This window comes from Stenotrophomonas maltophilia, assembly GCF_025642255.1.
Taxonomy (GTDB): Bacteria; Pseudomonadota; Gammaproteobacteria; order Xanthomonadales; family Xanthomonadaceae; genus Stenotrophomonas; species Stenotrophomonas maltophilia_P.
Genome location: NZ_CP106759.1, coordinates 1462076 through 1487094, shown reverse-complemented (window position 1 = coordinate 1487094; position 25019 = coordinate 1462076). Strand labels below are relative to the sequence as shown.

Sequence of the window (25019 nt, the reverse complement as noted above, 5' to 3'; positions counted from 1 at the left end):
CTGCATCTGCACGTCACCGTCACGTCACTGCCGCTGCCGACACTCCGGGGCTTCCCCCACTCGTGAAGGTCCGGTTTCGATGCCAACGCATGCGCGTACTCCCCGTATCTCGTTGCTTGCCCTGCTGATCGCGCCCACACTGGACGCCCTCGCCGAAGCACCGCGGGGAGAGGGTGACACGACACGTCGCAGCGACGCCCGCACGCTGGACCAGGTCCAGGTGATCGGCCAGGCAACCAGTTACGCCAAGACTGCGGTGCGCACGGAAACACTGAACCGGCAGCTGGTGATGAGCAGCGTCAACGACGCGCTCAACGAAGTGCCCGGCGTGGTCGTCAGCGAGGCCGATGCCACCGGTTCGTCGGTGTGGGGCACGCAGATCAGCATGCGCGGCTTCGTCACCAACCGCGATACGCAGCAGATCGGCACCACCATCGATGGCCTGCCCAATGGTGGCTCGGGCTACGGCGGTGGCTCCCTGGCCAATCGCTACATCGACACTCTGGACCTGGAAACGGTGGAGGTCAGCCAGGGCACGGCTGACATCTCCTCGCGCTCGAACGAGGCGCTGGGCGGCACCCTGAACTTCCTCACCGGCGATCCACTGCAGGACAGCCGGCTGCGCTTCGTCGTCGGTGCCGGTGACAATGAAGCGCGCAAGTACTACGTGCGCTACGACACCGGCGTGCTTGGCGGCCACACCCGTGCCTGGGTCAGTGCATCCTCGGCGCGCGTGCACGATTGGATCGACGGCAGCGGCCGCACCCGCAACGACCATATCGCCGGCAAGTTCGTCACCGAACTGGACCGCTGGACACTCACCGGCTATCTGTCCTACAACGATGCCGACGAACCGGAGTACACCAGCGTTTCGCCACAGGGATTCGCCACCAATCCGGACCGCGACAACCTGGTCGGCACCCTGACCGGCATTCCCTATCTGGACCAGAACTTCCGTTCCGGTTCCCGTGCCCTGCGCGAGAACACCTTCGGTTACCTGCGCGCGGCCTTTGACGGTGGCAACGGCTTCAAGTCCTCGATGGCGGCCTACGGTCATCGCATGCAGGGTCGCGGGGACTGGCTGCCGCCGTACCTGGCGCAGGTCAGCGACGATGGCAGCGGTCGCCCCGAGTCGGAGTACACCGGCGGCAGCACCGTGTACGGCGGCAGCAACCGGGGCCAGATCTACTTCGTCAATCCCGATGGCAGCGCCGCCCAGCGTCTGGCCACCTGCACGCCGCGGCTGGGCTTCACGGCCGAGTATGATCCGGGCTGCTACGCCGGAAATGTGCTCGGCGCCCAGTCCTACCGCCACACCCACTACGACAACGACCGCATGGGCGTCACTGCCGACGTCGAGTGGCGGCAGACCTTCGGCAGCATCGACAACACGGTGCGCGGTGGCCTGTGGGTGGAAAAGCTGGACCGCTCCGCACGCCGCGACTGGCACCGGCTGCTCAACGTCGGGCAGGACATCGCCTTCGATCACCAGCCGTACTGGGTCCAGTTCGAAGACCGGTACAAGGTCGATGAGCAGATGTACTACATCGAGGACGTGGCCCGCTTCGGCCCCTTCAGCGCGCGCCTGGGCGTGAAGCAGTTCTTCGTGGACCAGTCCCGCCGGCGTGTGATCGGCGCCGCCGAGAACGTCACGTCCGATTCAAAGTCCGATCCGCTGCTGTCCACCGGCTTCACCTGGGCACCCGGTGTGCAGGGCATGGAACTGTTCGCAGGCTTCTCGCAGAACTTCGCGGCCATCCCCTCCGGCGTACTGGGCGAGACCGATCCGCAGCGCTTCCGCAACGTCGAGCCGGAGACCGCCGACAACATCGAACTCGGCATGCGCATCAGCCGCTGGCCGTTGACCGCCTCGGTCACCCTGTACAACATCAAGTTCGACAACCGCATCGTCTACCTGCCGGCCGGTTTCGTCAGCGGCATCGATTACCTGGGCGAGACCGACGGCGTCTACGAGAACTTCGGGGGCGTGGAGAGCAATGGCCTGGAAGCGGCGCTCGGATACGGCTGGGACAACGGCTGGCGGATCAACGCGGCCTATACCTACAACCGCTCGAAGTACCTCGGCAGCGGCGATTCCGCGCGTGACGCCCAGCTGGGCATCGTCGATGGCGCCAAGGTGATCGGCCAGCCCGAGCAGATCCTGGTGGTCTCGGCTGACTGGCAGGGCGAGAACTGGAACTTCGGCCTGTCAGGTCGCTATCTGGGAACGCGCTACCTCGATGCCGCCAACGCCAGCAGCCTCCCCTCGGCCACGGTGTTCAATGCCAACATCGGCTTTGATCTGCAGGGCCTGTCGCCACGCCTGAAGGGCATGGGTGCGAACCTGGTGGTGAGCAATCTCACCGACAAGCGGTATCTTGCAGGTGTCGACGGCCGCGACAGCGCCTTCATCGGCGCTCCGCGCACCGTCGGCATCTCCTTCCGCGTGGACCTGTGAGTGAACCCGTGAACGATATCGGCCGTCGCCGACTGTTGCAGGCCGGCCTTGCCGCCGGCCTTTCACCGCTGCTGCCGAGCATCGCCCGGGCCGCCGCGATCGCCCCCGATGCACGCACCCGGAGCCTGCAGGACCTGCAGCACATCGTGGTGTTCATGCAGGAGAACCGCTCGTTCGATCACTACTTTGGTACCCTGCCGGGCGTGCGAGGATTCGGTGATCGTTTCGTGGCCCCGGCCGCCCCCCTGGCGGGCGGTGGCGCTGCGCGCACCCTGTGGCTGCAACCCGATGCCAGCGGCAGCCGGGCGATCGCACCGTTTCCGCTGGATACCGCCGCGCACTTCGGCTACATGCGCGTCGAAGGCACGCCGCACACCTGGCCTGACGCGCAGCGTGCCTGGGACCATGGGCGCATGGGGCAGTGGCCCAAAGCCAAGCAGAATCACTCCATGGGCTACTTCCAGCGCAGCGACCTGCCCTTCCAGTTCGCACTCGCCGATGCCTTCACCGTCTGCGATGCCTATCACTGCGCGATCCAGGCCGGCACCAACCCGAACCGGGTATTCCTGTGGACCGGCCACAACGATCCCTTTGCCCGCGCCGGCGGCCCGGTGATCGCCAACTCCCACGACAACTTCCCGGAGCACGGCGGCCATCCGGCGTCCTACCAGTGGGCCAGCTACGTCGAGCAGCTGCAGCAGGCGGGGGTGTCCTGGCAGATCTACCAGGACATGGCCGACAACTTCACCGACAACCCGCTGGCGGGATTCGAGACCTTCCGGCAGGCGTACCGCGCTGCACCGGGTCACGATCCGCAGCTTCGCGCCCGCGGGGTCAGCACGCGCGGGCTGGCACAGCTGCGTCAGGATGTGGTCGACGGGCAGTTGCCACAGGTCAGCTTCATCATCGCCGACGCTGCCGGCAGCGAACATCCCGGCCCCTCCAGCCCCGCGCAGGGCGCGGCCTACACCGCGCGCGTGCTCGACGCGCTGACCGCTGACCCGGAGGTCTGGAGTCGTACCGCCCTGCTGTTGATGTTCGACGAGAACGACGGCTTCTTCGACCACGTGCCGCCGCCCGCCCCGCCTTCACCGCTGGAGGATGGCTGGGCCGGCGCATCGTCGGTCGGCACCGAAGGCGAATACCATCGGCATCCTGCGCCTGGCGACGAGAAGTACGACGCCGCCGAGCTGCGTGGCCGCCCCTATGGACTGGGCCCACGCGTGCCGTTGTATGTGATCTCGCCCTGGAGCCGGGGCGGCTGGGTCGATTCGCAGGTGTATGACCACACCTCGGTACTGCGCCTGATCGAACGCCGCTTCGGTGTGCCCGCACCGGGCATCTCACTGTGGCGGCGCGCGGTCTGTGGCGATCTGACCCACGCGTTCGATTTCGCCCAGCGCGATACCCGCCCCTTCGTGCAAGCGTTGCCTGACGTCGATGCGGTGGCCGCGCGCGCGGCGGCCCTGCCGGGCCGGACCGTGCCTGCCCTGCCGGAGGGGTTGCACCCTGCACGCCAGGAAGCCGGGGTAAGACCGGCACGCGCCCTGCCCTATCGGCCGCAGGCCCGGATCACCGCATTGGCCGCCGGAAGCATCGATCTGCAGCTGGCCTGCGAAGGAGCGGCAGCGGTACTGCATGTCTACGACCGGCTGCGCCTGGACGCGATTCCGAGGCGTTACACGCTGGTGCCGGGCACGCCCGTGCAGGCGCGCTGGCCACTTGCTGCCGATGGCCGCTTCGACCTGTGGCTGCTGGGCCCCAATGGATTCCATCGCCACTTCCGCGGCGATGCCACCTCCCCGATGTTGCTGGCGGACGTGGAGCGCGCCGATGGTCAGCTTCGCCTGCTTCTGCGTAACCCGGGCAATGAACCCTGCCGGGTCCGCGTGCAGGGAGGCGCCTATGCCGGGCACATGCCCGACCAGACTCTGGACATCCCCGCGCGCTCGGAAACATCGCTGGCCTGGGATGCAGCCCCCACCGCAGGGTGGTACGACCTGCATGTCAGCGCTGGAAGCGGTGCGCTGCGCCTGGCAGGGCGCGTCGAGGATGGCCGCCCCGGCACCAGCGATCCGGCGATGGGCAGTGAACCCTTGCGGTTCCAGCACGATTGAGGTCGAGGACGAAACCCGGCAGGCCGCGTCCTGCCCCATCGAAACCGACGGAATCGGGACTGCGCGTCATTGATCTGCGATGCAGCAGTCCGCGTACACCTGCGTCGCCCGCTCGCGCGCAGCCTCGCGCTGTGCAGGGCTCAACTTCGCCTGCAACTCCTGCAGGCTCCTCGCCGGCATATGTGCCGGATTTGCCTTGGCAGCGGCCAAGGCATATGCATAGGCATTCACGCCATCGTAGGCGGTGATTCTTCCCTTGTCGTACGCGCTGGACAGGTGACTGACCGCATCGAGGCTTCCCGTTGCCGCAGCATCATGGAGATGGCGCATCGCACTCTCCCGCCATCTGACCAGGGATTCCGGATTCGCAAGCCACTCCGACGGAGGGCCGATGACGGTCTCGGGATCGGCCGCGTAAAGCAGCTTGGCTTCGATTGAACCCTGCGAGGCGGCCCTGGCAAGCCATGCTCCATGATAGAAGGCAGGCGCAGCTACCAAAGATGCACACTCGCCCAGACGACGCTCATCATTGACCAACGAGGCAGGATCCGGCGTCATGCCTGCATTACGAAGGAAATCGAATGACGCGACCGGATCATGCTTGATCAGGTTCCTGCACTCGCGCACCGTCAACTCCATCAGATAGCTCGCATCCGCATCACCGGCGTCGGAACGCCGCTTCATCACCCTCATGTACTCAAGCGCATCGCCCGGCGGCCGCCGCTCACGGTTGCCGGCAATCTCGTATGCCTTCGGACCTACCCGGCGGAAGACCTGGGGATTCGGCGGCTGCGGACCCGTTCGCGCAGCGGCACGATGCTGCTTTGAGGGCACGGGTGCGACGTCAGTGCGGCCTTGCGTGTGAGGCGTGTGAGGCGCGTGCGCCGCAATCGCCTGCGGCATGGAATCCGCGCGGCCCCACAGGACATAACCGCCGGTCAACACGACAACTGCCACGCCGCCCACGATCAGAGCGCGCTTCAATGAAATCTGCATCCGCACTTCCCGTCCCATCGATCGCCGATCCGTCGGCGTACCGGCTCAGCACATCAGAACCTGCAATCCAAGTCCAGCAATCAGCGCAGACTCGATTCCTGCAGGTGATGGGCAACGTGCTGCACGGGAGAATTCCGGCCACAAAAAAGCCCCTGTCTCCAGGGGCTTTTCAGAGTATCTGGCGGAGTGAGAGGGATTCGAACCCTCGATAGAGCTTTTGACCCTATACTCCCTTAGCAGGGGAGCCCCTTCGGCCACTCGGGCATCACTCCGGGGATTTCACCGCAGGGGTGCGTCGCACCTCAGCGGGGCGTGAATCATAACGTTAATCACGCGCGAAGGTAAAGCCTTATTCCGCAGAATTTTCACCACCGGCGCTGCCGGCTTCGTCACCACGCTGGATGCGCTGGTAGATCTCTTCGCGATGCACAGCGACGTCCTTCGGCGCAGTGATGCCGATACGTACCTGGTTACCCTTGACGCCGAGCACGGTGACGCTCACCGAGTCACCGATCATCAAGGTTTCGCCGACGCGGCGAGTCAGGATCAACATTTTTGTAAGTCTCCATGGAACCGTGTGGAAGGGTATCCCCCACCGGCTTGACGCTTCGTCAAGAAGCGCTACCACGACAAAGGGAAAAGATTCGCAATGGTACCGTCAGCCGTCCCGCTCCTACAAGAAGGGGGACGGCAGGCTTCATCACAGGCGGGGGCTGACCCATTCGACGACGGCAGCCAGTGCAGTGGCAAGGGCGGGCCCGTCCTCGCCACCACCCTGGGCGAGGTCCGGGCGTCCGCCGCCCTTGCCCCCGATCTGACCGGCGATATGCGACAACAGTTCCCCGGCCTTGACCCGGCCCGTTGCACTGCCGTTCACGCCGGCGACCAGGGCGGCCTTGCCGTCCTGGGCACCTGCCAGCACGATCACCGCGTCTCCCAGCTGCTGCTTCAGGCGGTCCACGGCATCGCGCAGCGCCTTGGCGTCGAAGCCCTCCAGGCGGGCCGCCAGTACCTTCACGCCCGCGACCTCGACCGCCTGGCTGGAAAGGTCGGCGGTCGCACCCGCGGCAACCTTGGCCTTCACCGCTTCCAGTTCACGTTCCAGTTGCTTCTGGCGCTGGCCAAGCGCCCGGATCTTCTCGACCACGTCGGCAGCACTGCCACCCAGCAGCTCGGCCGCCTCGGACAACCGCGCCTCTTCGGCATCGACGTAATCCAGGGCGCCCTGACCGGTGACCGCTTCGATGCGACGCACGCCCGCGGAGACACCGCCTTCCGAGGTGATCTTGAACAGGCCGATATCACCGGTGCGCTTGACGTGGGTGCCACCACACAGTTCGGTGGAATAGTCGCCCATTTTCAGTACCCGGACCTGTTCGCCGTACTTCTCTCCGAACAGTGCCATTGCGCCGAAATCGAGTGCTTCCTGCATGCCCATGGAGTGCACTTCGGCAACATTGTTGGCACGCACCTGCTGATTGACCTTGCGCTCGATCACGGCCAGTTCTTCGGCACTGATCGGCTGGAAATGCGAGAAATCGAAACGAAGGCGGTCCGGCGCCACCAGCGAGCCCTTCTGCTGCACGTGCGTACCCAGCACTTCGCGCAGGGCCGCGTGCAGCAGGTGGGTGGCCGAGTGGTTGAGGATGGTGGCGCCGCGGCGCTCACCGTCGACCTCGCCAGCCAGCACATCGCCCACCTTCAGGTCGCCTTCGGTCAGGGTACCGACATGGCCGTGGAACTGGCCCGCGAACTTCTGGGTGTCTTCCACCGCCAGCCGCACGCCGTTGCCGGTCATTACGCCGGTATCGCCGACCTGGCCGCCGGACTCGGCATAGAACGGCGTCTGGTTGGTGATGACGATGACGGCATCGCCGGCACTGGCCGACTGTACCGGACGCCCCTCCTTGAGCAGCGCCAGCACGGTCAGGTCACCGGCCTGCAGGCGGTCGTAGCCCAGGAATACGGTCGGGGTGAGCGTCGCCACCAGCTCGGCCGGCAGGGTCACGCCACCGCCGAACTTGCCCGCAGCACGCGCGGTCTCGCGCTGCTGTTCCATCGCCGCATCGAACCCGGCGATATCGACCGTCAGGTCACGCTCGCGGGCGATGTCCTGGGTCAGGTCCAGGGGGAAGCCATAGGTGTCGTAAAGGCGGAAGGCGTCACCACCCGGGATCACGCCATTGCCGGCCCTTGCCGCAACGTCTTCGAAGATTTTCATGCCGGCGTCGAGCGTCTCGGCGAACCGCTCCTCCTCAGCCTGCAGCGCGCGGGTCACGGTGTCCGCTGCCGCCGGCAGCTCCGGATAGGCCTCGCCCATCTGTGCAACCAGCGTCGGCACCAGCTTGCTGAAGAACGGCTGGCGCACACCCAGCATCCAACCATGGCGCAGGGCGCGGCGGATGATACGGCGCAGCACATAGCCCCGTCCTTCGTTGGAAGGCAGGACGCCATCGACGATCAGGAACGAGCAGGCGCGGATGTGGTCGGCAATCACGCGCAGCGACTTGTTCTCCAGGTCGGAGGTACCGGTCAGCTCGGCGGCCTTGCGGATCAGAGCCTGGAACAGGTCGATCTCGTAATTCGTGTGGACATGCTGCAGGATCGCCGCAAGACGTTCCAGACCCATGCCGGTATCCACGCACGGCGCCGGCAGCGGCACCAGAGTGCCGTCCGGCTGGCGGTCAAACTGCATGAACACCAGATTCCAGATCTCGATGAAGCGGTCGCCATCCTCATCCGGCGACCCCGGAGGACCGCCGGCAATGTGGTCGCCGTGGTCGTAGAAAATCTCGGTGCACGGACCACACGGGCCGGTGTCGGCCATCTGCCAGAAGTTGTCCGACGCGAACGGCGCGCCCTTGTTGTCGCCGATCCGCACGATGCGCTCTTCCGGCACCCCCACCATGTCGCGCCACAGTTCGTAGGCTTCGTCGTCGGTCTGGTAGACGGTCACCAGCAGGCGCTCGGCCGGCAGCTTCCAGACCTGGGTCAGCAGCTCCCACGCCCACGCGATCGCGTCCTTCTTGAAGTAGTCACCAAACGACCAGTTGCCCAGCATTTCAAAGAAGGTGTGATGGCGGGCGGTGTAGCCAACCTGGTCAAGATCGTTGTGCTTGCCACCCGCGCGCAGGCAGCGCTGGACATCGGCCGCGCGCACGTAGCTGCGCTTCTCGGCACCGAGGAACACGTCCTTGAACTGCACCATGCCGGAGTTGGTGAACAGCAGGGTCGGATCGTTGCCAGGCACCAGCGGTGCCGACGGCACGATGGTATGGCCTTTGCCCTTGAAGAATTCAAGGAAATCGCTGCGGATCTGGGAGGTCGTGAATTTGGCGGGTGCGTTCATTGGGGGCTGGCAGTCTGCGGGCCGGCGGACCCGGACCACCGGCCGCGTGGGCCAGGGTCGCGACGGACCGCCGAAAACCTAAAGGGTATCAGGCCCGGCGCCGCCAGTCTCAATCGTCAGGGTCGTAGCGGGTCGCACGGCGGATGCTGTCACCGTCGAAGCCCCGCCGCGCCAGCAGATCCGCCGCTTTGCGGCGCTGCGCCAGGTCCTGTGGGCCGGCCTCGCCAAAGCGGCGGCGGACCAGATCACGGGCGTTCTCCTGCCAGTCGCCCTCGTAGCTGTCCATCGCTGCGGCAATCGCGGCACTGTCCAGCCCATGGGTCCCCAGTTCGGCACGCACATGGATGGGGCCGTAACCGGTGTTGGCCCGCATGCGTACCAGGTTCTCGGCAAACCGGGTGTCGTCCTGCCACCCCGCCTCGGTCAGCTTGGCGACCGCTGCCTGCGCGGCTTCGTCTTCGATACCCCGCGCAGTCAGTTTGCGGGTCAATTCCTTGCGTGAATGCTCCCGGCGGACCAGCAGGCCCAGTGCCCGCTGCACCGGAGTCTGCTCGCGAGGCCGGCGCTTTCGGCCTGTCGAGGTAGGTTCGTCGCTGTCGGACATCAATCCCTCCAGGGGTGGCGCCGTCCCTGGCACCCTGCCCATCCTGGGCGGTTCGAACCTGCGGGGTAGAGCGACGTCACTGACGGCGTCACCCTACCCCACAGCAAGACTTACTCGTCGTCGCCTTCGTCGTCGCCGTCCTCACGGACGGCCTCGGACGGCTGGAATTTCTCGCGCAGCTCGGCTTCGAGCTTGGCGGCGACGGTCGGGTTGTCACGCAGATAACCGCGGGCGTTGTCCTTGCCCTGGCCGATGCGCTCTTCGCCATAGCTGTACCAGGCACCGGCCTTCTCGACCAGCTTGGCATCCACGCCCATGTCGATCAGTTCACCTTCACGGCTGATGCCTTCGCCATACAGGATCTCGGTGATTACCTGCTTGAACGGCGGGGCCAGCTTGTTTTTGACGACCTTGATCTTGGTCTGGTTACCGATGATCTCATCGCCCTTCTTGATGGCACCGATGCGGCGGATGTCCAGACGGACCGAGGCATAGAACTTCAGCGCGTTGCCACCCGTGGTGGTCTCCGGGCTCTGGCCCGGCATCATCACGCCGATCTTCATGCGCAGCTGGTTGATGAAGATCACCAGCGTGTTCGAGCGCTTGATGTTGCCGGTCAGCTTACGCAGCGCCTGGCTCATCAGGCGGGCCTGCAGACCCGGCAACTGGTCGCCCATCTCGCCCTCGATTTCGGCCTTCGGGGTCAATGCCGCGACCGAGTCGATCACCAGGATGTCCACCGAGCCGGAACGGACCAGCATGTCGGCGATTTCCAATGCCTGTTCACCGGTATCGGGCTGCGACAGCAGCAGGTCGTCCACGTTCACGCCAAGCTTGGCGGCATAGATCGGGTCGAGAGCGTGCTCGGCATCGATGAAGGCAGCGGTGCCTCCCATCTTCTGGCACTCGGCGATGGCCTGCAGCGTCAGCGTGGTCTTGCCCGAGGACTCCGGTCCATAGATTTCCACCACGCGGCCCTTCGGCAGACCCCCGATGCCCAATGCGATGTCGAGCATCAGCGAACCGGTCGGGATGGCTTCGACGGGCTCGACCACACGGTCGCCCATGCGCATCACCGAGCCCTTGCCGAACTGCTTTTCGATCTGGCCCAGAGCAGCAGCCAATGCGCGCTTCTTGTTCTCGTCCATCGTATTGGTCCTTGCAGAGGTCATTTCGTTGGGGGTGCTGTCTTTGGGGGTCTTCTTTGCCATGGGTTCACTTTAAGGCGGACGTATCGCACAGGCTGAGATTCTGCCCGGCGCTTTGAAAAGAATTATCGGACATCCGTACCAACCTCGGTGGAACCAGAGAATCGCCACAAAAGACCGCGGGGTAACGCACCTTCGAACGCTTCAGCGATTCGGCCGCAACAGGCCGCAGTACAGGCCTTCGATCGAAAAGTCCTGGTCGGGAAGCACTTCGATCGGCTTGTAATCGGGGTTCCGGGGCAACAGCCGGATACGGTCCTTCGCGATCTTCAGCAGCTTGACGGTGATCTCATCATCGATGCGCGCCACCACGATCTGCCCCGAATGGGCGTCGCGGGTGCGGTGCACGCCGATCAGGTCACCATCGAAGATGCCTTCGTCGATCATCGAGTCACCCTGCACCTTCAGCAGGTAATCCGGCGCGGGCGAAAAGAACACCCGGTCCAGCACCACGAAATCGTCCGAGCCGATATCCGCGCCGATAGGGAGGCCGGCGGCGACCCGCCCCAGTACTGGCAGCCGCAGCACGCTGTCGGGCAGCCCGGGCTCGGCCAGGGCCTCCACGGGGGGAGCCTGCACCAGGCGGATGCCCCGGGCCTGGCCGGGAATGCGGCGGATCGCTCCCGCCTGCTCCAGCGCCTCCAGGTGGTACTGGGCCGCGCGTACGCCCTTGAAGCCGAACGCACGTGCGATTTCAGTCTGCGACGGCGGCGCGCCTTCGCTCTCGATACGCTCGGCGATCAACTGCAGGATCGCCTGCTGGGTGTCGGTCAGGTCCATGGTTAGTAGTATTACTACTAACTACGGGAACTGCAAGTGCCGGACACGACAGGGCGAAGCGTGCCGGGCGATACCGCAGCGAACGACACTCAGTCGTGCCTGCCACTTCTCCAGATGGAGAACAGGATCCAGACGCCGCAGATACCGGCCCCGACGAATCCGGAAACCCCGAGCGCCAGCAGCCAGCGGCTGGAGACCCCACCGACGCTGTGCATGACGATCGATGAGCCGATGATCAGCGCTGCAGTCACGATGCCCATCACCATTCGATTGGCCGCACGGTTCACCTGCTCGCCAAAGCCCTGCAGCGCACTGGTCTCGACCTTCAGCTGCAGGCGCCCGCGGCGCGCCGCCTGCACCAGCTTGCGCAGATCGCGCGGCAGATCGCCGGCGAAGTCGATCATTCCCAACAGGCTGCGCCGGCCGCGTTTGAGCAATGCCCGCGGCGCGTAGCGCTGCAGTACCACCCGCTCCAGGAAGGGGCGTGCGGCACTGGCCATGTCGAAGTCCGGGTCGAGCTGCCGGCCCATGCCTTCCAGGGTGAGGAACGCCTTGATCATCAGGGCGAGGTCGGCCGGCAGGGTCAGGCTGTAGCTGCGCAGCAACTGGGTGATGTCGCCCAGCATCAGGCCGATGCGCAGATCCTTCAGCGGCACGCCACGGTACTGGTCGACGAACTGGCTGATGTCGTGCTGCAGCCGGTTCTCATCCACCTCCACGCCCCCGGCCCAGTCCAGCAGGACGTCGGCCACCCCCTGCGGGTCCTGTTCGACCAGCCCGTGCAGCAGTTGCGCAACCTGGAAGCGACGCACTTCGGACAGTGCCCCGACCATGCCGAAGTCGATCACGCCGATGCGGCTGTCACGCAGATAGATGATGTTGCCCGGGTGTGGATCGGCGTGGAAGCTGCCGTCCTCGAGCACCATCTTCAATACGATGTTGGCACCGCGCCGCGCCAGTTCGCGACGGTCCAGCCCTGCTGCGTCCACGCCGGCAAGATCGCGGCCCGGAATGCCGTCCACAAAGTCCTGCACGTTCAGGCTTTCGCAGGTCCACTGCCAATGCACGCCGGGAACAAGGATGTCGTCGCGACCTTCAAAGTTACGTGCGATGCGCTCCGCGTTGCGGCATTCGGCCGCGAAATCGAGTTCGCGCCGCAGCGATACGGTGAACTGCTGCACCACCTCTGCCGGCCGGTAACGGCGCAGATCCGGAAGACGCGCCTCGACGATTTCGGCCAGCCGTGCCAGCAGGCGCAGGTCGGCTTCGACCAAGTCACGGATGCCGGGACGACGCACCTTCAGCACCACTTCGCGGCCGTCCAGCAGGCGCGCGCGATGGGCCTGCGCCAGCGAGGCCGCCGCCATCGGTGTTTCGTCGAGGAAGGCGAATACCTGCTGCGGAGGCGCGCCCAGATCGGCCTCCAGCTGCGCGCGGATCTGCGCATACGGCAGGGCCGGTACCGCATTCTGGAGTTCGGAAAGCTCGGCGATCCACTCCGGCGGCAGCAGATCGACACGGGTCGCCAGCACCTGTCCGAGTTTGACGAACGTCGGACCGAGGTCCTGCAGGGCGCTGCGCACCCGCACCGGCGCGGTCATCCGCAGCAGATGCTGGCGGTCCTCGTTCCAGTGCAGCAGGCGCCCGGCACGCTCCAGCACCGTGGCCAGGCCGATCCGGCGCACCACGTCGCCGAAGCCATAACGGATCAGGACCGCTGCAATTTCCTGCAGCCTCCCCAGGTCACGGACGGTGCCCAGCGTTTCCCACATCATGCGTGCTCCGGACGATTACCGCAGCAGCATGTCACAGCTGGGCGTCGATACCGTGCAATGCCGCAGCGACGGTTTGCCTGCGGATGGCTTCGCGGTCGCCATCGAACTGGAACAGTTCCGCCCGGGCGTATCCGCCGCGGCGCTTCCAGCCGATCCAGACGCTGCCGACCGGCTTGTCCGGGCTGCCGCCACCAGGACCGGCAATGCCGGTAACCGCCACCGCGATGCCGGCACCGGAGTTGATCAGGGCGCCGGACACCATCTCCAGCACCGTTTCGCGGCTCACCGCACCGAACTGCTCCAGCGTCTGCGCACGTACCCCCAGCAGGCGCTGCTTGGCTTCGTAGCTGTAGACCACCATGCCGCAGTCGAAAAACGCCGAGGAACCGGCAATGTCGGTCATGGTCTTGGCGATCCAGCCGCCACTGCAGCTTTCAGCCGTCACAAGCTGCAGCGAGGCCTGCTGCAGGCGCTGCCCGAGTGCGGCAGCTTGGGCGTTGAGGTCGGCGTCGGTAGGGATGGACATCGAGATGACAGTGGGGTGAAGAACCCGCCTGTTGTACCGCAGATCGCAGACGCGTGTCGCGTCCCGGCCGGTACGCGCCCGACTACGCAGCGGCGCGCACCGGGATTGTGCGGCGCTATCTCACCATTCCGGCAGCTTTTCCGGCAGCAGGGCACGGATCGGCCCGCCATCAATGCCCGCCGCGAGTTTTTCGGCTTCGGCAATCGGAAGATCGACCTGCAGCAGCCAGCCCTCCTCGTCTGCCTGCTCGCTGCGGATCACTTCCAGCTGATGCAGGCGCGCGCGCAGGCGGCCCGCATCCGGCGGCAGGCGCAGCTCCCCGGTCACATGCTGCAACCCCAGGCGCTTGCCCAGCACCGCCTGCAACAGCTCCAGGCCCTGCCCGTCACGCGCGGAGATCCAGACCCGCTCGCGGCGCGACTCGTCCGGCACGCCATCCTGACCATCGTGGCGCACTTCGGCGCCCTCGATACGGTCGATCTTGTTGAACACCAGCAGCTGCGGCAGATCACCCGCACCGACCGCAGCCAGCACCTCGTCGACCTGGGCGATGCGCTCCTCGCGGTGCGGATCGGCCGCATCGACCACGTGCAGCAGGAAATCGGCCTCGCGGGCCTCGGACAGGGTCGAGCGGAACGCGGCCACCAGGTCGTGCGGCAGGTCGCGGACGAAGCCGACGGTGTCGGCCAGCACGACGTTGCCACCCGGCACAGCGATGCGGCGCACCGTCGGGTCCAGGGTCGCGAACAGCTGGTCGGCCGCATAGGCCTCGGCGCCGGTCATCGCGTTGAACAGGGTCGACTTGCCGGCATTGGTGTAACCCACCAGGGCCACACGTGGCAGTTCGCTGCGCACGCGCGCACGGCGCATCTGGGTGCGCTGGACTTCGACCTTCTCCAGCCGCTTCTGCAACTGCTCCACCCGCTTCTGCAGCAGACGGCGGTCGGTTTCCAGCTGGGTTTCACCCGGGCCGCGCAGGCCGATCGAACCACCGCGCTGGCGCTCCAGATGGGTCCAGCCGCGCACCAGCCGCGTCGCAAGGTGACGCAGCTGCGCCAGCTCGACCTGCAGCTTGCCTTCGTGGCTGTGAGCGCGCTGCGCGAAGATGTCCAGGATCAGCCCGGTACGGTCGATCACCCGGCGCTCCAGAAAGCGTTCCAGGTTGCGTTCCTGGCCGGGGCTCAGCGCATGGTTGACCAGCACCAGATCGGCGCCGGTGGCGTCGGCTGCTGCCTTGATCTCATCCAGCTTGCCGCTGCCGATCAGGGTCGAGGGATTGGGACGGTCCAGGCGCGCGGTGATCGTGGCAGCGATGCTGGCCCCTGCCGAGCGGGCCAGATCACCGAACTCTTCCAGCACGTCGTCTTCCAGCTTGCCGAAGTGCGGCTGGATCAACAGGGCATGTTCACCCTTTTTCGAGCGGTCAAACATTCACCGCTCCGGTCTTACTCGTCTGCTTCATCACCTGCCTGACCACCTTCACCCGACTGCACATAACCACCGCCCGGCCCAACCTTCACATTACGTGCCGGCACCACGGTGGAGATCGCATGCTTGTAGACCATCTGGCTGACCGTATTGCGCAGCAGGACCACGAACTGATCGAACGACTCGATCGTGCCCTGCAGCTTGATGCCGTTGACCAGGTACACCGAAACCGGCACGCGCTCGCGCCGCAGTGCATTCAAGAAAGGATCCTGCAGCGATTGCCCCTTGGACATTGCTCACTCCTGATTATTGTTCTTATTGGGTTGCCGGCGGCCGCCGCGGCCCCCGAGCCGCCCGCCGGACAGTGATGTTACACGGCTGGCGGCGGTTCAGCGTGCGACGAAGGTCGACACTGCGTCGGCCAGCCGCTCGTGGTCGATATGGGGGTCGAACCAGCGCGCGTCAAGCTCACCCCGCAGCCAGGTCAGCTGCCGCTTGGCCAGCTGGCGGGTGGCGAAGATCGCCTTGTCGCGGAAGCCGCCGGCATCGATCCGGCCGTCCAGATGCTCCCAAGCCTGGCGGTACCCGACCGCACGCACCGCCGGCAGGTCCAGCGGTGCCGCGACAGCGGCCATTTCCGGCATCGCGCGCAGATCGCGCACTTCGTCGAGGAAGCCCTGGGCCAGCATGGCATCGAAGCGGGCCTCGATCCGCCGGTGCAGGATTGCCCGGTCGTGCGGCGCCAGGACCAGCTTCAGGGTGCGTACCGGCAGCGGCGCCACGCCGGGCCGGCGCTGCCACTCGCTGATCGGCGTTCCCGTCAGCCGATAGACCTCCAGCGCCCGCTGGATCCGCTGTGGGTCTGTCGCATGGATGCGGGCAGCCGCGGCGGGGTCCACCTTCGCCAGTTCGGCATGCAACGCGGCCCAACCGCGCTCGGCGGCCTCGGCTGCCAGCGTGGCGCGCAGGGCCGGGTCGGCCTCCGGCATGGGCGACAGTCCCTGCAGCAGGGCGCGGAAGTACAGGCCGGTGCCCCCGGCCAGGATCGGCATCCGTCCACGCGCAACGATGTCGGCGACGACGCGGCCGGCGTCGGCGGCGAACTCCGCCGCTGAGTAGGTCTGCCACGGATCACGCAGGTCCAGCAGATGATGCGGCGCCTGTGCGCGCTCGGAAACGTCGGGCTTGGCCGAACCGATATCCAGATGGCGATAGACCAGCGCCGAGTCAACGCTGACGATCTCGCCATCCAGCTGCCGGGCCAGGGCGATCGCGGTGGCCGTCTTGCCACTGGCGGTCGGCCCCATTACGGCAATCGCCAGCGGCCGCCGGTCAACGCCCATCAGTCTTCGTCCGGCCAGCTGATCGTCGCCCGGGTGTCATCGCGTGGCGCCGGCACGGCGTCCACCGCCTGCCAGATCTTCAGTGCGTCGACGGTGGCGGCGACGTCATGCACACGCACGATACGCGCACCGCGCTGCACGGCAATCAGGTGCGCGGCCACCGACGCCGCCACCCGCTCGGCCGGCGCGTCACGCCCGGTCAGCTCGCCAAGGCTGCGCTTGCGCGACAGGCCCGCCAGCATCGGCACACCCAGTTCCAGAAAACGCTCCGAACGCGCCAACAGGGTCATGTTGTGCGTGGTGTTCTTGCCGAAGCCGAAACCCGGATCGATGACCAGATGCTTCTTCGCGATGCCGGCCATCTCGGCGGCGAACAGGCGCTGCACGAGAAACCCGTGGACTTCGGCAACGACGTCGTCGTAGTGCGGATCGGCCTGCATGTTGCCCGGCTCGCCCTGCATGTGCATCAGCACCACCGGCACGTTGGCCGCAGCGGCCGCTTCCAGCGCGCCGTCCTGGCGCAGGCCGAAGATGTCGTTGATCATGCCGGCGCCGGCGGCCACCGCCGCGCGCATCACCTCAGGCTTGAAGGTATCGATGCTGATCGGCACGGAGGTACGCGCCGCAAGCTGCTCGATGACCGGAACGATGCGGCGGAGCTCTTCCTCCACCGATACCGGTACAGCGCCGGGACGGGTCGATTCACCCCCGATGTCGAGCAGGTCGGCGCCCTCTTCCACCAGCTTCAGGCCATGCGCGACTGCGGCCTCCGTGGTGTCATGGTGCCCCCCGTCAGAGAACGAATCCGGGGTGACGTTGACGATGCCCATGACCCGGGCACGGTCCAGGCGCAGGATGCGACCGGCGCAGTCGAGCTGGGGCGAGGTATCGAACATGGGCAATCCTGCAGGGACAACGGCGGGTAGTTTAGTTCGGCAGGGCTGCGCCCTGCACCCGCAGAGGCCAGAGCGACAACAACAGCCAGAGCAACGGCTGGTTTGCTGATGAAAGGCGGGGCCGGTCCGGTTGCAGGGCGTCAGCCCTGCCGACACCCCTCAACGGCGGCGGCGCTTGCGGTCCACGTACAGGGTCCTGGCAATGCTCAGCACGATGCCCACCGCAATACCCACCACGCAGCCCAGCAGCAGATTGTCGGCCCCCAGGCCCACACCCACGCCGACCACGGTGGCGATGACCATCTCGACGGTGTGGGAAATCGGTTCGGGCTTCGGGGCGGACATGCGGGCTCCAGCGTCAGATCGGTTCTTCGGGGTGGGCCGAGGGCCCGGAAACGACGAAGCCGGGTTGCCCCGGCCTCGTCTGATGTCACGTGCGGCGGGGCCGTCAGTGCGATTCGGCCGGACCGGCGATCGGCGGCAGCGGACGGGCATCACCGCCCTTGTCGTTGCTGCCACCGTCCTTGTTCGACTTGTTCCAGCCCGCCGGCGGCGGCGGCTCGCGACCTTCCATGATGGCGTCGATCTGCGGCGCGTCGATGGTCTCGTACTGCAGCAGCAGCTGCGACATCGTGTGCAGCTTGTCGATGTTGTCGGTCAGCAGCTGGGTGGTGCGGGCGTAGGCCTTGTCGAGGATGTTGCGCACTTCCTCGTCAATGCGGCGCGCGGTGTCGTTGGACACGCTCTTGTGCTGCGTCACCGAGCGGCCCAGGAAGACTTCGTCGTCCTCCTCGCCATAGGCGATCGGACCGAGTTCTTCGGACAGGCCCCACTTGGTGACCATGTTGCGGGCCATCTTGGTGGCGCGCTCGATGTCGTTGGACGCACCCGTGGTGACCTTGTCGGTGCCGAAGATCAGCTCTTCGGCGACGCGGCCGCCGTACAGCGAGCACAGCTGCGACTGGATCGCCACGCGGTTCATCGAGTACTTGTCGCCCTCAGGCAGATACATGGTCACACCCAGGGCGCGGCCGCGCGGAATGATCGTGACCTTGTAGACCGGGTCGTGCTCGGGCACCAGGCGGCCGACGATGGCATGGCCGGCTTCGTGGTAGGCAGTGAGCGTCTTCTCCTCCTCGCTCATGGCCATCGAACGGCGCTCGGCACCCATCAGGATCTTGTCACGGGCACGGTCGAAGTGGTCCATGCGGACTTCCTTCTCGTTGCCACGCGCAGCAAACAGGGCTGCCTCGTTGCAGAGGTTGGCCAGGTCCGCGCCGGAGAAGCCCGGGGTACCGCGTGCGATCACCAGCGGCTCGACGTCGTCGGCCAGCGGCAGCTTGCGCATGTGCACCTTCAGGATGTGCTCGCGGCCCTTCACGTCGGGCAGACCGACCACCACCTGGCGATCGAAGCGACCCGGGCGCAGCAGCGCCGGGTCCAGCACGTCCGGACGGTTGGTCGCGGCGATCACGATCACGCCTTCGCCACCCTCGAAGCCATCCATCTCGACCAGCAGCTGGTTCAGGGTCTGCTCGCGCTCGTCGTGGCCGCCGCCCAGGCCAGCACCACGGTGGCGGCCGACGGCATCGATCTCGTCGATGAAGATGATGCACGGGGCGTGCTTCTTGGCCTGCTCGAACATGTCACGCACGCGGCTGGCGCCGACACCGACGAACATTTCCACGAAGTCCGAACCGGAGATCGAGAAGAACGGCACCTTCGCCTCACCGGCGATGGCCTTGGCCAGCAGCGTCTTGCCGGTACCCGGCGGGCCGACCATCAGCACGCCACGCGGAATCTTGCCGCCCAGCTTGGTGAACTTGGACGGGTCGCGCAGGAAGTCGACCAGTTCGCCCACTTCCTCCTTGGCCTCGTCGCAGCCGGCGACATCGGCGAAGGTGACCTTGATCTGGTCCTCGCCCTGCAGCTTGGCGCGCGATTTGCCGAAGGACATCGCGCCCTTGGCGCCGCCGCCGCCGCCCTGCATCTGGCGCATGATGAACAGCCAGAAGCCGATGATCAGGATGACCGGCAGGAAATTCATCAGGATCGCGCCCAGGGAGATGCCGCTGGAGGGCTCCTCCTGCACGATCTCGACGTTCTTGGTGCGCAGCACGTTGATCAGGTCGCGATCGAACGGCGCGGTGATGGTGGACGACTGTCCACCCCGGGTGGTGTAGGTGATCTGGCTGGTGCCGCCGCGCATGTCGCCGCCGAAGGCGACCTTCTGCACGTTGCCGCTGTCCACCTGGTCCAGGAACTGCGAATAGGACGCACCCTGCGCACCGGCCCCGGAGGACTTGGGCGAGAAGCTCTGGAAGACCACCATCAGCACGACGGCGACGACCACCCATAGCAGGAGGTTCTTGGTCAAGTCGTTCATCCTCATTGGCTCCGGTGTTCCTCTCAGTGCGGGCGTTGCGTTGGGGTTGAAACTTACGTTGCGAGCTTACTTCATGTGGGCGCGTTTGCCCTGACCCAAGGCGTACACCTCGGGAGAGCGTTTGCGCGACGCTTCCGGCTTGCGGATGGAGACCTTGTCGTAGCGACGGCGCATTTCACGCACGTAGTCGTCAAAGCCCACACCCTGGAACAGCTTGATCAGGAACGCCCCGCCGGTCTTCAGGTGGTTGTCGGCGAAGTCCAGCGCCAGCTCCGCCAGATGCATCATCCGCGGCTGGTCGACCGCGTCCATGCCACTTTTATTGGGGGCCATGTCCGACAGCACAAGGTCCACCGGCTCGTCCCCGAGCATGGCTTCGAACTGAGATAGGACGGCTTCTTCCCTGAAGTCACCGTGAAGGAACTCCACACCCGCCAGCGGCGGCATGTCCAGGATGTCCAGCGCCAGCACGCGGCCGGTATCGCCCATCTGTCTCCGAACCTGCTGAGACCACCCGCCAGGGGCGGCACCGAGGTCCACCACGACCATGTTCCGCTTCAGCAGGCGGTCACGTTCAAGCAACTCTTCAAGCTTGTAGGCCGCCCGCGAGCGCATGCCTTCGGCCTGCGCCTTCTTCACGAAGGGGTCGGAGAAGTGTTCCTTGAGCCAGCGCTGGCTGCTTTTGCTGCGGGTTGCCATTGGAAATAGGGGCTGATGGGGCCGTCATGATACCCTGATCCCCCCATTCAACCGTCTTTTCCTGCATGTCCATCGCCCTGACCGCCTCCCAGACCCGTTTCCTGCGCGGCCAAGCCCACGACCTGAAGGCCCTGCTGCAGACCGGCGGCAAGGGAGTGACCCCGGCCTTCATCGCGGAGCTGAACGAAGTGCTGGAGCGCCACGAGCTGGTCAAGGTCAAGGTCGCAGCCGAGGACCGCGAGGCCCGGGACGCGATGATCGGCGAGATCGTCGAAGCCACCAACAGTGCGCTGGTGCAGCGCATCGGTCACGTTGCCGTGCTGTATCGCCCGAGCAGGGAGCAGCGCCAGATCGTGCTGCCGCGCGGCTGATCGCGCTACCGCCATGCAGCTGAACCACGAGCCGCCCGATTACGCCTACAGCCTGCGCGCTGCCGATGGCCGCTCGGCCAAGGTCAATGACACGGTGCTGGCCAGCAGCTTTCTGCTGACGCCGGACCAGCTGGTCGAACATTGGCCTGTCGCCGATGCGGCGGCGCTGACGGTGGCCGACCTGGAACCGGTGCTGGCACTGAGTCCTGCATTGATCGTGCTGGGAACCGGCGAGCGGCAGGTGTTTCCGTCGGCTGCGGTGATGGCCGCCTGCCTGTCGCGCGGGATCGGCCTGGAAGTGATGAACAACCCTGCCGCGGCGCGCACCTTCAACATCCTTGCCGGCGAAGGCCGCAAGGTGGCGGCCGCGTTCATCCTGGAAGGTTGAGGACCACCGCCGGGCATGGCCCGGCGCTACCTTGATGCGCATACGCCGGGCATGGCCCGGCGCTACCGTACCTGCCTGCGCTAGCGCGCTGGCAGGTACTGCTGCGGATCGACCGGCTTGCCGTTGTAGCGGATTTCAAAGTGCAGCATGTCGCGATTCGCGCCGGTGCGCCCCATCTCGGCAATCTGCTCACCCGCCTTCACGCTCTGTCCCTCGTTGACCAGGCGCTTGCGGTTGTGGCCGTAGGCCGACAGCCACTGGTCGCTGTGCTTGATGATGATCAGCTCGCCATAGCCGACCAGTCCGGCGCCCGAGTACACCACCACACCGTTGGCGGTGGCCTTGACGGCCTGCCCGCTGGTGCCGGCAATGTCGACGCCCTGCTTGGTTGCGTCGCCTGCCACGTAGCGGCCCACGATCGCGCCATCGGCTGGCCAGCGCCAGGCGATGTTGCTCTTCACCGGACCGGCCGGTGCCGTGGCCGGTGCCGTGCTGCCGCCGCTGCGCGGCGCGGTGACCACGGTGGTCGGTGCGCGGCCGCTGCTGGCCCCCGGCGGATACAGGCGGATGACCTGCCCCGGATAGATCGTCGACGGGTTGTCCAGGCTGTTCCACGCGATCAGATCGGCCGGGGTGATGTCGTGGATGCGGGCCAGCGCGTAGATCGTGTCGCCCTTGCGCACGACCACGGTCTGCCCCGGCTTGGCCACCGAAGTCTTGGGCGTAGTGACCGCCGCCCCGCCACCACTGCCATTGGGCCGCACCACCGTGGCAGTGCCACAGGCAGCCAGGCCGGAAACCAGCAGCACCAGCGCGCCGACGCGCACTCCCTTGCTCAGACGATCAGCACTCATGCGAACTTCGACCTCCATACAAGCCAGGCGATCAGCACCACCACCAACGCGGTGGCGATCCAGCCCAGCGGTTCAATCCAGCGACGCAGCGCCGCTTCGGCGCGCGCTCCACCGATGCGGATCACGGCAGCGAGCACATACACGCGCTTGCCGCGTCCGATCAGCATGCTCAGCAGGTACTGCGGCATCGGTACGCCGACGATACCCGATGCCCACGTGAAGACCTTCATCGGGATCGGCATGAAGCCGCCCAGGACCAGGAACGTGAACACCGCCCACGGCGATTCGGCCATCTTCTCCTGCACGGTGGTGATGCCCTGTTCGATTGCCGGCAACATGCCCAGCACTTCGAACAACGGCTTGATCGCCTCGAATGCGAAGTGACCCAGCGCATAGCCGACCACGGCACCGACCATCGAACCGGCCAGGCTGAGGGTCGCGAACCACCAGCCGCGCCGGGGTTGAGCCACGCACATCGGGGCCAGCATCACTTCCGGCATCACCGGAAAGATGATCGCCTCGAAAAAACTCAGCACCGTCAGGTAGGTCGGCGCGCGTTCGTGCGCCGCCCACTTCATCGCCCGCTCGTACAGCGGTCCGAAAATCTTCATGCAACCCTGCTCCGTGGATTCAATCCAGCATGCCAGACAGCAGCGGCACGAAGGTGACCGGTGCCAGCACGCGCTGTTCGACGCTGCCGTCGGCCCTGCGGTCCAGCTGCACCAGCGACTGTGCACTGGCACCGCCGACCGGCGCCACCAGCCGGCCACCTTCGGCCAGCTGCTCGATCAGTGCGTCGACCAGCGCCGGGGCCGCAGCTGTGACGACGATGGCATCAAACGGGCCGTGCTCGGCCCAGCCGACACGGCCGTCATCGTGCTTGGTGCGGATGTTCATGCCGAGTGCGCGGAACCGCTTGCGGGCCTGCCGCAGCAGGTCGCCGATGCGCTCCACGGTGTAGACCTCCAGACCCAGTGCACCAAGCACGGCGGCCTGGTAGCCGGAGCCCGTCCCCACTTCCAGCACCCGCTTGGGCGCCACCTGCACGACCGCTTCGGTCATCCGGGCCACCACCCAGGGTTGCGAGATGGTCTGGCCGTGGCCGATCGGCAGCGCGGTGTCTTCATAGGCCCGCGAGGCCAGGGCCTCGTCGATGAACAGATGGCGGGGCACCACCCGGATCGCGTTCAGCGTGGATTCGTCGACGATGCCGGCTTCGCGCAGGCGATCGACCAGACGATCGCGGACGCGCTGTGACGTCATGCCGATGCCGACGGCTTCCGGTTGCAGGCGCAGGCGTGGGCTCATGCCGGCTGGTCCAGCGCGGCGCTGAGACCGCCGACCCAGCTGGCCACTTTCTCAAGCGCCTGATAGCGGGTCAGATCCACCTGGATCGGGGTGATCGAGATATGCCCGGTACGCACCGCGTGGAAGTCGGTGCCGGGGCCGGAGTCCTGCTCGCGGCCCGCCGGACCGATCCAGTACACCTCGTTGCCGCGTGGATCCTTCTGCGGGATGCAGCCTTCGGCGCGATGGCGGTTGCCCAGCCGGGTGACTTCGAAACCCTTGACCTCGGTCCACGGCAGGTCGGGCACGTTGACGTTGAGGATGGTGTCCGCCGGCAGCGGGTCGGCCTTGAGGCGGGCGACGATTTCCACGGCGGCACGCGCCGCGGTCTCGAAGTGACGGGGATCGTGATTGCGGGTCACCAGGGACACCGCCACCGCGGGCAGGCCGAGGAAGCGCCCCTCCATCGCCGCCGAGACGGTTCCGGAATAGATCACGTCGTCACCCAGGTTGGCGGCGTTGTTGATGCCCGACACGACAATGTCGGGTTCGAACTCCAGCAGGCCGGTCAGCGCCAGATGCACGCAGTCGGTGGGCGTGCCGGCCACCGACACGGTGTAGTGATCGATGCGCTTGAGCCGGATGGGCAGGTCCAGGGTCAGTGAATTGCTGGCGCCTGAGCGATCGCGGTCGGGTGCGACCACCGTCACTTCGTGGCCGGCGTCACGCAGTACCGAGGCAAGCATCCGGATACCTGCGGCGTCGACGCCATCGTCGTTACTGACCAGAATTCGCATCTTCGATTTAACCGCTTGATTTTCCAAGAATTCGATTCCGTCACCGTGCGGTGTTGGCGGGACCGTCGTGCTTCCCTGCGGAAGCCGACGACCCTGCAGGGGCATCGTCTATTGTGCCGCATGCGAGCCGCAGGTCCTACCCTGCCGGCGGTCACGACTGGCCTCGCATTGCGATAGGCAGGCCCGCGTCACCGGTTTACCCTGTGCGCATGTCGCATCCAGAAGACGAAGACCCTGCCGCGCTCTTCCGCGCGGCCATCGGCGAAGTGACGCCGCTGCGCAAAGAGGCCGAACCCGCGCCGGCCGCTGCCCGGCCGAAGCCGCGCGCGCGCATGGCCGAACGCGACGAGGCCGAGGCCGCCGGCGAGTTCGCCCGGCTGTTGCGCGACAGCGCACCGCTGGAAGCCGGGGATGTGGCCAGCTACCGGCGCGACGCCCTTCCGCCGCGGCTGTTCCAGCGTCTCAAGCGCGGCCAGTACTCGGTGCAGGACGAGCTGGATCTGCATGGCGCGACCGCAGCGCAGGCCGAGGCCATGCTGCGCCAGTTCCTGCTGGAGGCGCACGCACATGAGTATGGCTGCGTGCGCATCATCCACGGCAAGGGACTGCAATCCGACGGTGGTGCGCCGGTCCTGAAGAATCTGGTCGACCGGCTGCTGCGCCTGCGCAATGATGTGCTTGCCTTCCATTCGGCGCCGACCAGCCAGGGCGGAACGGGTGCCGTACTGGTGCTGCTGTCCCGGCGCTGATGCAATCC

Annotated in this window: 24 protein-coding genes and 1 tRNA gene; 5 read left to right on the top strand and 20 right to left on the bottom strand. The window is 66.2% G+C overall.

Features of this window, described 5'->3' with window-relative positions:
* Positions 1–79 precede the first annotated feature (79 nt).
* On the top strand, positions 80–2458 hold the full coding sequence (locus tag N8888_RS06920; protein WP_263177912.1) for a TonB-dependent receptor: 2379 nt from the start codon (positions 80–82) through the stop codon (positions 2456–2458).
* Between the two features lie 8 nt (positions 2459–2466).
* A complete protein-coding gene (locus tag N8888_RS06915; protein ID WP_263177911.1) occupies positions 2467–4575 on the top strand; it encodes a phosphocholine-specific phospholipase C in 2109 nt (702 codons plus the stop codon).
* A 66-nt stretch (positions 4576–4641) separates the two neighbouring features.
* Here N8888_RS06915 and N8888_RS06910 read toward each other — a convergent pair whose 3' ends face one another.
* From N8888_RS06910 to rlmE, 16 genes are all read right to left on the bottom strand, one after another.
* Positions 4642–5571 carry a hypothetical protein gene (locus N8888_RS06910; RefSeq protein WP_263177910.1) on the bottom strand — a complete coding sequence of 310 codons (930 nt, stop codon included), beginning with the start codon at positions 5569–5571 and terminating at the stop codon, positions 4642–4644.
* A 179-nt stretch (positions 5572–5750) separates the two neighbouring features.
* Positions 5751–5843 (bottom strand) — tRNA-Ser (locus N8888_RS06905).
* A gap of 77 nt (positions 5844–5920) precedes the next feature.
* Positions 5921–6124: a carbon storage regulator CsrA gene (gene csrA, locus N8888_RS06900; RefSeq protein WP_053520007.1), complete on the bottom strand. Its 204-nt coding sequence runs from the start codon at positions 6122–6124 to the stop codon at positions 5921–5923.
* A 147-nt stretch (positions 6125–6271) separates the two neighbouring features.
* Positions 6272–8920 carry an alanine--tRNA ligase gene (gene alaS, locus N8888_RS06895; RefSeq protein ID WP_065181261.1) on the bottom strand — a complete coding sequence of 883 codons (2649 nt, stop codon included), beginning with the start codon at positions 8918–8920 and terminating at the stop codon, positions 6272–6274.
* 109 nt (positions 8921–9029) lie between these two features.
* On the bottom strand, positions 9030–9524 hold the full coding sequence (gene recX, locus N8888_RS06890) for a recombination regulator RecX (protein ID WP_111186069.1): 495 nt from the start codon (positions 9522–9524) through the stop codon (positions 9030–9032).
* Positions 9525–9634: 110 nt separating this feature from the next.
* A complete protein-coding gene (gene recA / locus N8888_RS06885; RefSeq protein WP_128990793.1) occupies positions 9635–10672 on the bottom strand; it encodes a recombinase RecA in 1038 nt (345 codons plus the stop codon).
* A 204-nt stretch (positions 10673–10876) separates the two neighbouring features.
* On the bottom strand, positions 10877–11512 hold the full coding sequence (gene lexA / locus N8888_RS06880) for a transcriptional repressor LexA (protein ID WP_263177909.1): 636 nt from the start codon (positions 11510–11512) through the stop codon (positions 10877–10879).
* An 89-nt stretch (positions 11513–11601) separates the two neighbouring features.
* On the bottom strand, positions 11602–13284 hold the full coding sequence (gene ubiB / locus N8888_RS06875; RefSeq protein ID WP_263178365.1) for a 2-polyprenylphenol 6-hydroxylase: 1683 nt from the start codon (positions 13282–13284) through the stop codon (positions 11602–11604).
* Positions 13285–13318: 34 nt separating this feature from the next.
* Positions 13319–13813, bottom strand: coding sequence for a CinA family protein (locus N8888_RS06870; protein ID WP_053520002.1), 495 nt, complete (start codon positions 13811–13813; stop codon positions 13319–13321).
* Positions 13814–13933: 120 nt separating this feature from the next.
* A complete protein-coding gene (hflX, locus tag N8888_RS06865) occupies positions 13934–15244 on the bottom strand; it encodes a ribosome rescue GTPase HflX (protein WP_065174932.1) in 1311 nt (436 codons plus the stop codon).
* A 14-nt stretch (positions 15245–15258) separates the two neighbouring features.
* Positions 15259–15534 (bottom strand): RNA chaperone Hfq, encoded by a 276-nt coding sequence (gene hfq, locus N8888_RS06860; protein ID WP_004152891.1) that lies wholly within the window; start codon positions 15532–15534, stop codon positions 15259–15261.
* A 96-nt stretch (positions 15535–15630) separates the two neighbouring features.
* Positions 15631–16584: a tRNA (adenosine(37)-N6)-dimethylallyltransferase MiaA gene (gene miaA, locus N8888_RS06855; RefSeq protein WP_065181258.1), complete on the bottom strand. Its 954-nt coding sequence runs from the start codon at positions 16582–16584 to the stop codon at positions 15631–15633.
* The gene (gene folP / locus N8888_RS06850; protein WP_263177908.1) at positions 16584–17480 is read right to left on the bottom strand and encodes a dihydropteroate synthase; all 897 of its coding nucleotides are present in this window, start codon (positions 17478–17480) and stop codon (positions 16584–16586) included. Before folP ends, miaA begins: the two co-directional genes overlap by 1 nt.
* 159 nt (positions 17481–17639) lie before the next feature.
* Positions 17640–17825 carry a hypothetical protein gene (locus N8888_RS06845; RefSeq protein ID WP_065179301.1) on the bottom strand — a complete coding sequence of 62 codons (186 nt, stop codon included), beginning with the start codon at positions 17823–17825 and terminating at the stop codon, positions 17640–17642.
* Between the two features lie 103 nt (positions 17826–17928).
* Complete coding sequence (ftsH, locus tag N8888_RS06840) at positions 17929–19866, bottom strand: ATP-dependent zinc metalloprotease FtsH (RefSeq protein ID WP_053519737.1); 1938 nt, start codon at positions 19864–19866, stop codon at positions 17929–17931.
* 66 nt (positions 19867–19932) lie between these two features.
* On the bottom strand, positions 19933–20565 hold the full coding sequence (rlmE, locus tag N8888_RS06835; RefSeq protein WP_053519736.1) for a 23S rRNA (uridine(2552)-2'-O)-methyltransferase RlmE: 633 nt from the start codon (positions 20563–20565) through the stop codon (positions 19933–19935).
* A 65-nt stretch (positions 20566–20630) separates the two neighbouring features.
* Between rlmE and yhbY the strand changes: the two genes are divergently transcribed.
* Together yhbY and N8888_RS06825 are read left to right on the top strand one after the other, a co-directional pair.
* A complete protein-coding gene (gene yhbY / locus N8888_RS06830) occupies positions 20631–20936 on the top strand; it encodes a ribosome assembly RNA-binding protein YhbY (RefSeq protein ID WP_263177907.1) in 306 nt (101 codons plus the stop codon).
* Between the two features lie 13 nt (positions 20937–20949).
* Positions 20950–21324 carry an Mth938-like domain-containing protein gene (locus N8888_RS06825; protein ID WP_053519734.1) on the top strand — a complete coding sequence of 125 codons (375 nt, stop codon included), beginning with the start codon at positions 20950–20952 and terminating at the stop codon, positions 21322–21324.
* 80 nt (positions 21325–21404) lie between these two features.
* Here N8888_RS06825 and N8888_RS06820 read toward each other — a convergent pair whose 3' ends face one another.
* Genes N8888_RS06820 through surE form a run of 4 tightly spaced genes read right to left on the bottom strand, consistent with a single transcriptional unit; the run spans position 21405 to position 24262 of the window.
* Positions 21405–22178, bottom strand: coding sequence for a peptidoglycan DD-metalloendopeptidase family protein (locus N8888_RS06820; protein WP_053519733.1), 774 nt, complete (start codon positions 22176–22178; stop codon positions 21405–21407).
* Entirely contained in the window at positions 22175–22789 is a 615-nt protein-coding gene (locus tag N8888_RS06815) for a YqaA family protein (RefSeq protein WP_053519732.1), read from the bottom strand. Before N8888_RS06815 ends, N8888_RS06820 begins: the two co-directional genes overlap by 4 nt.
* A 19-nt stretch (positions 22790–22808) precedes the next feature.
* Positions 22809–23486 (bottom strand): protein-L-isoaspartate(D-aspartate) O-methyltransferase, encoded by a 678-nt coding sequence (locus N8888_RS06810; RefSeq protein ID WP_053519731.1) that lies wholly within the window; start codon positions 23484–23486, stop codon positions 22809–22811.
* Positions 23483–24262: a 5'/3'-nucleotidase SurE gene (gene surE / locus N8888_RS06805; RefSeq protein ID WP_053519730.1), complete on the bottom strand. Its 780-nt coding sequence runs from the start codon at positions 24260–24262 to the stop codon at positions 23483–23485. Before surE ends, N8888_RS06810 begins: the two co-directional genes overlap by 4 nt.
* A gap of 209 nt (positions 24263–24471) precedes the next feature.
* On the opposite strand from surE, the gene N8888_RS06800 reads away from it, so the two are divergent.
* Positions 24472–25011, top strand: a complete 540-nt coding sequence (locus N8888_RS06800) for a Smr/MutS family protein (protein ID WP_065181254.1) — start codon at positions 24472–24474, stop codon at positions 25009–25011.
* The last annotated feature ends 8 nt before the right edge of the window (positions 25012–25019 follow it).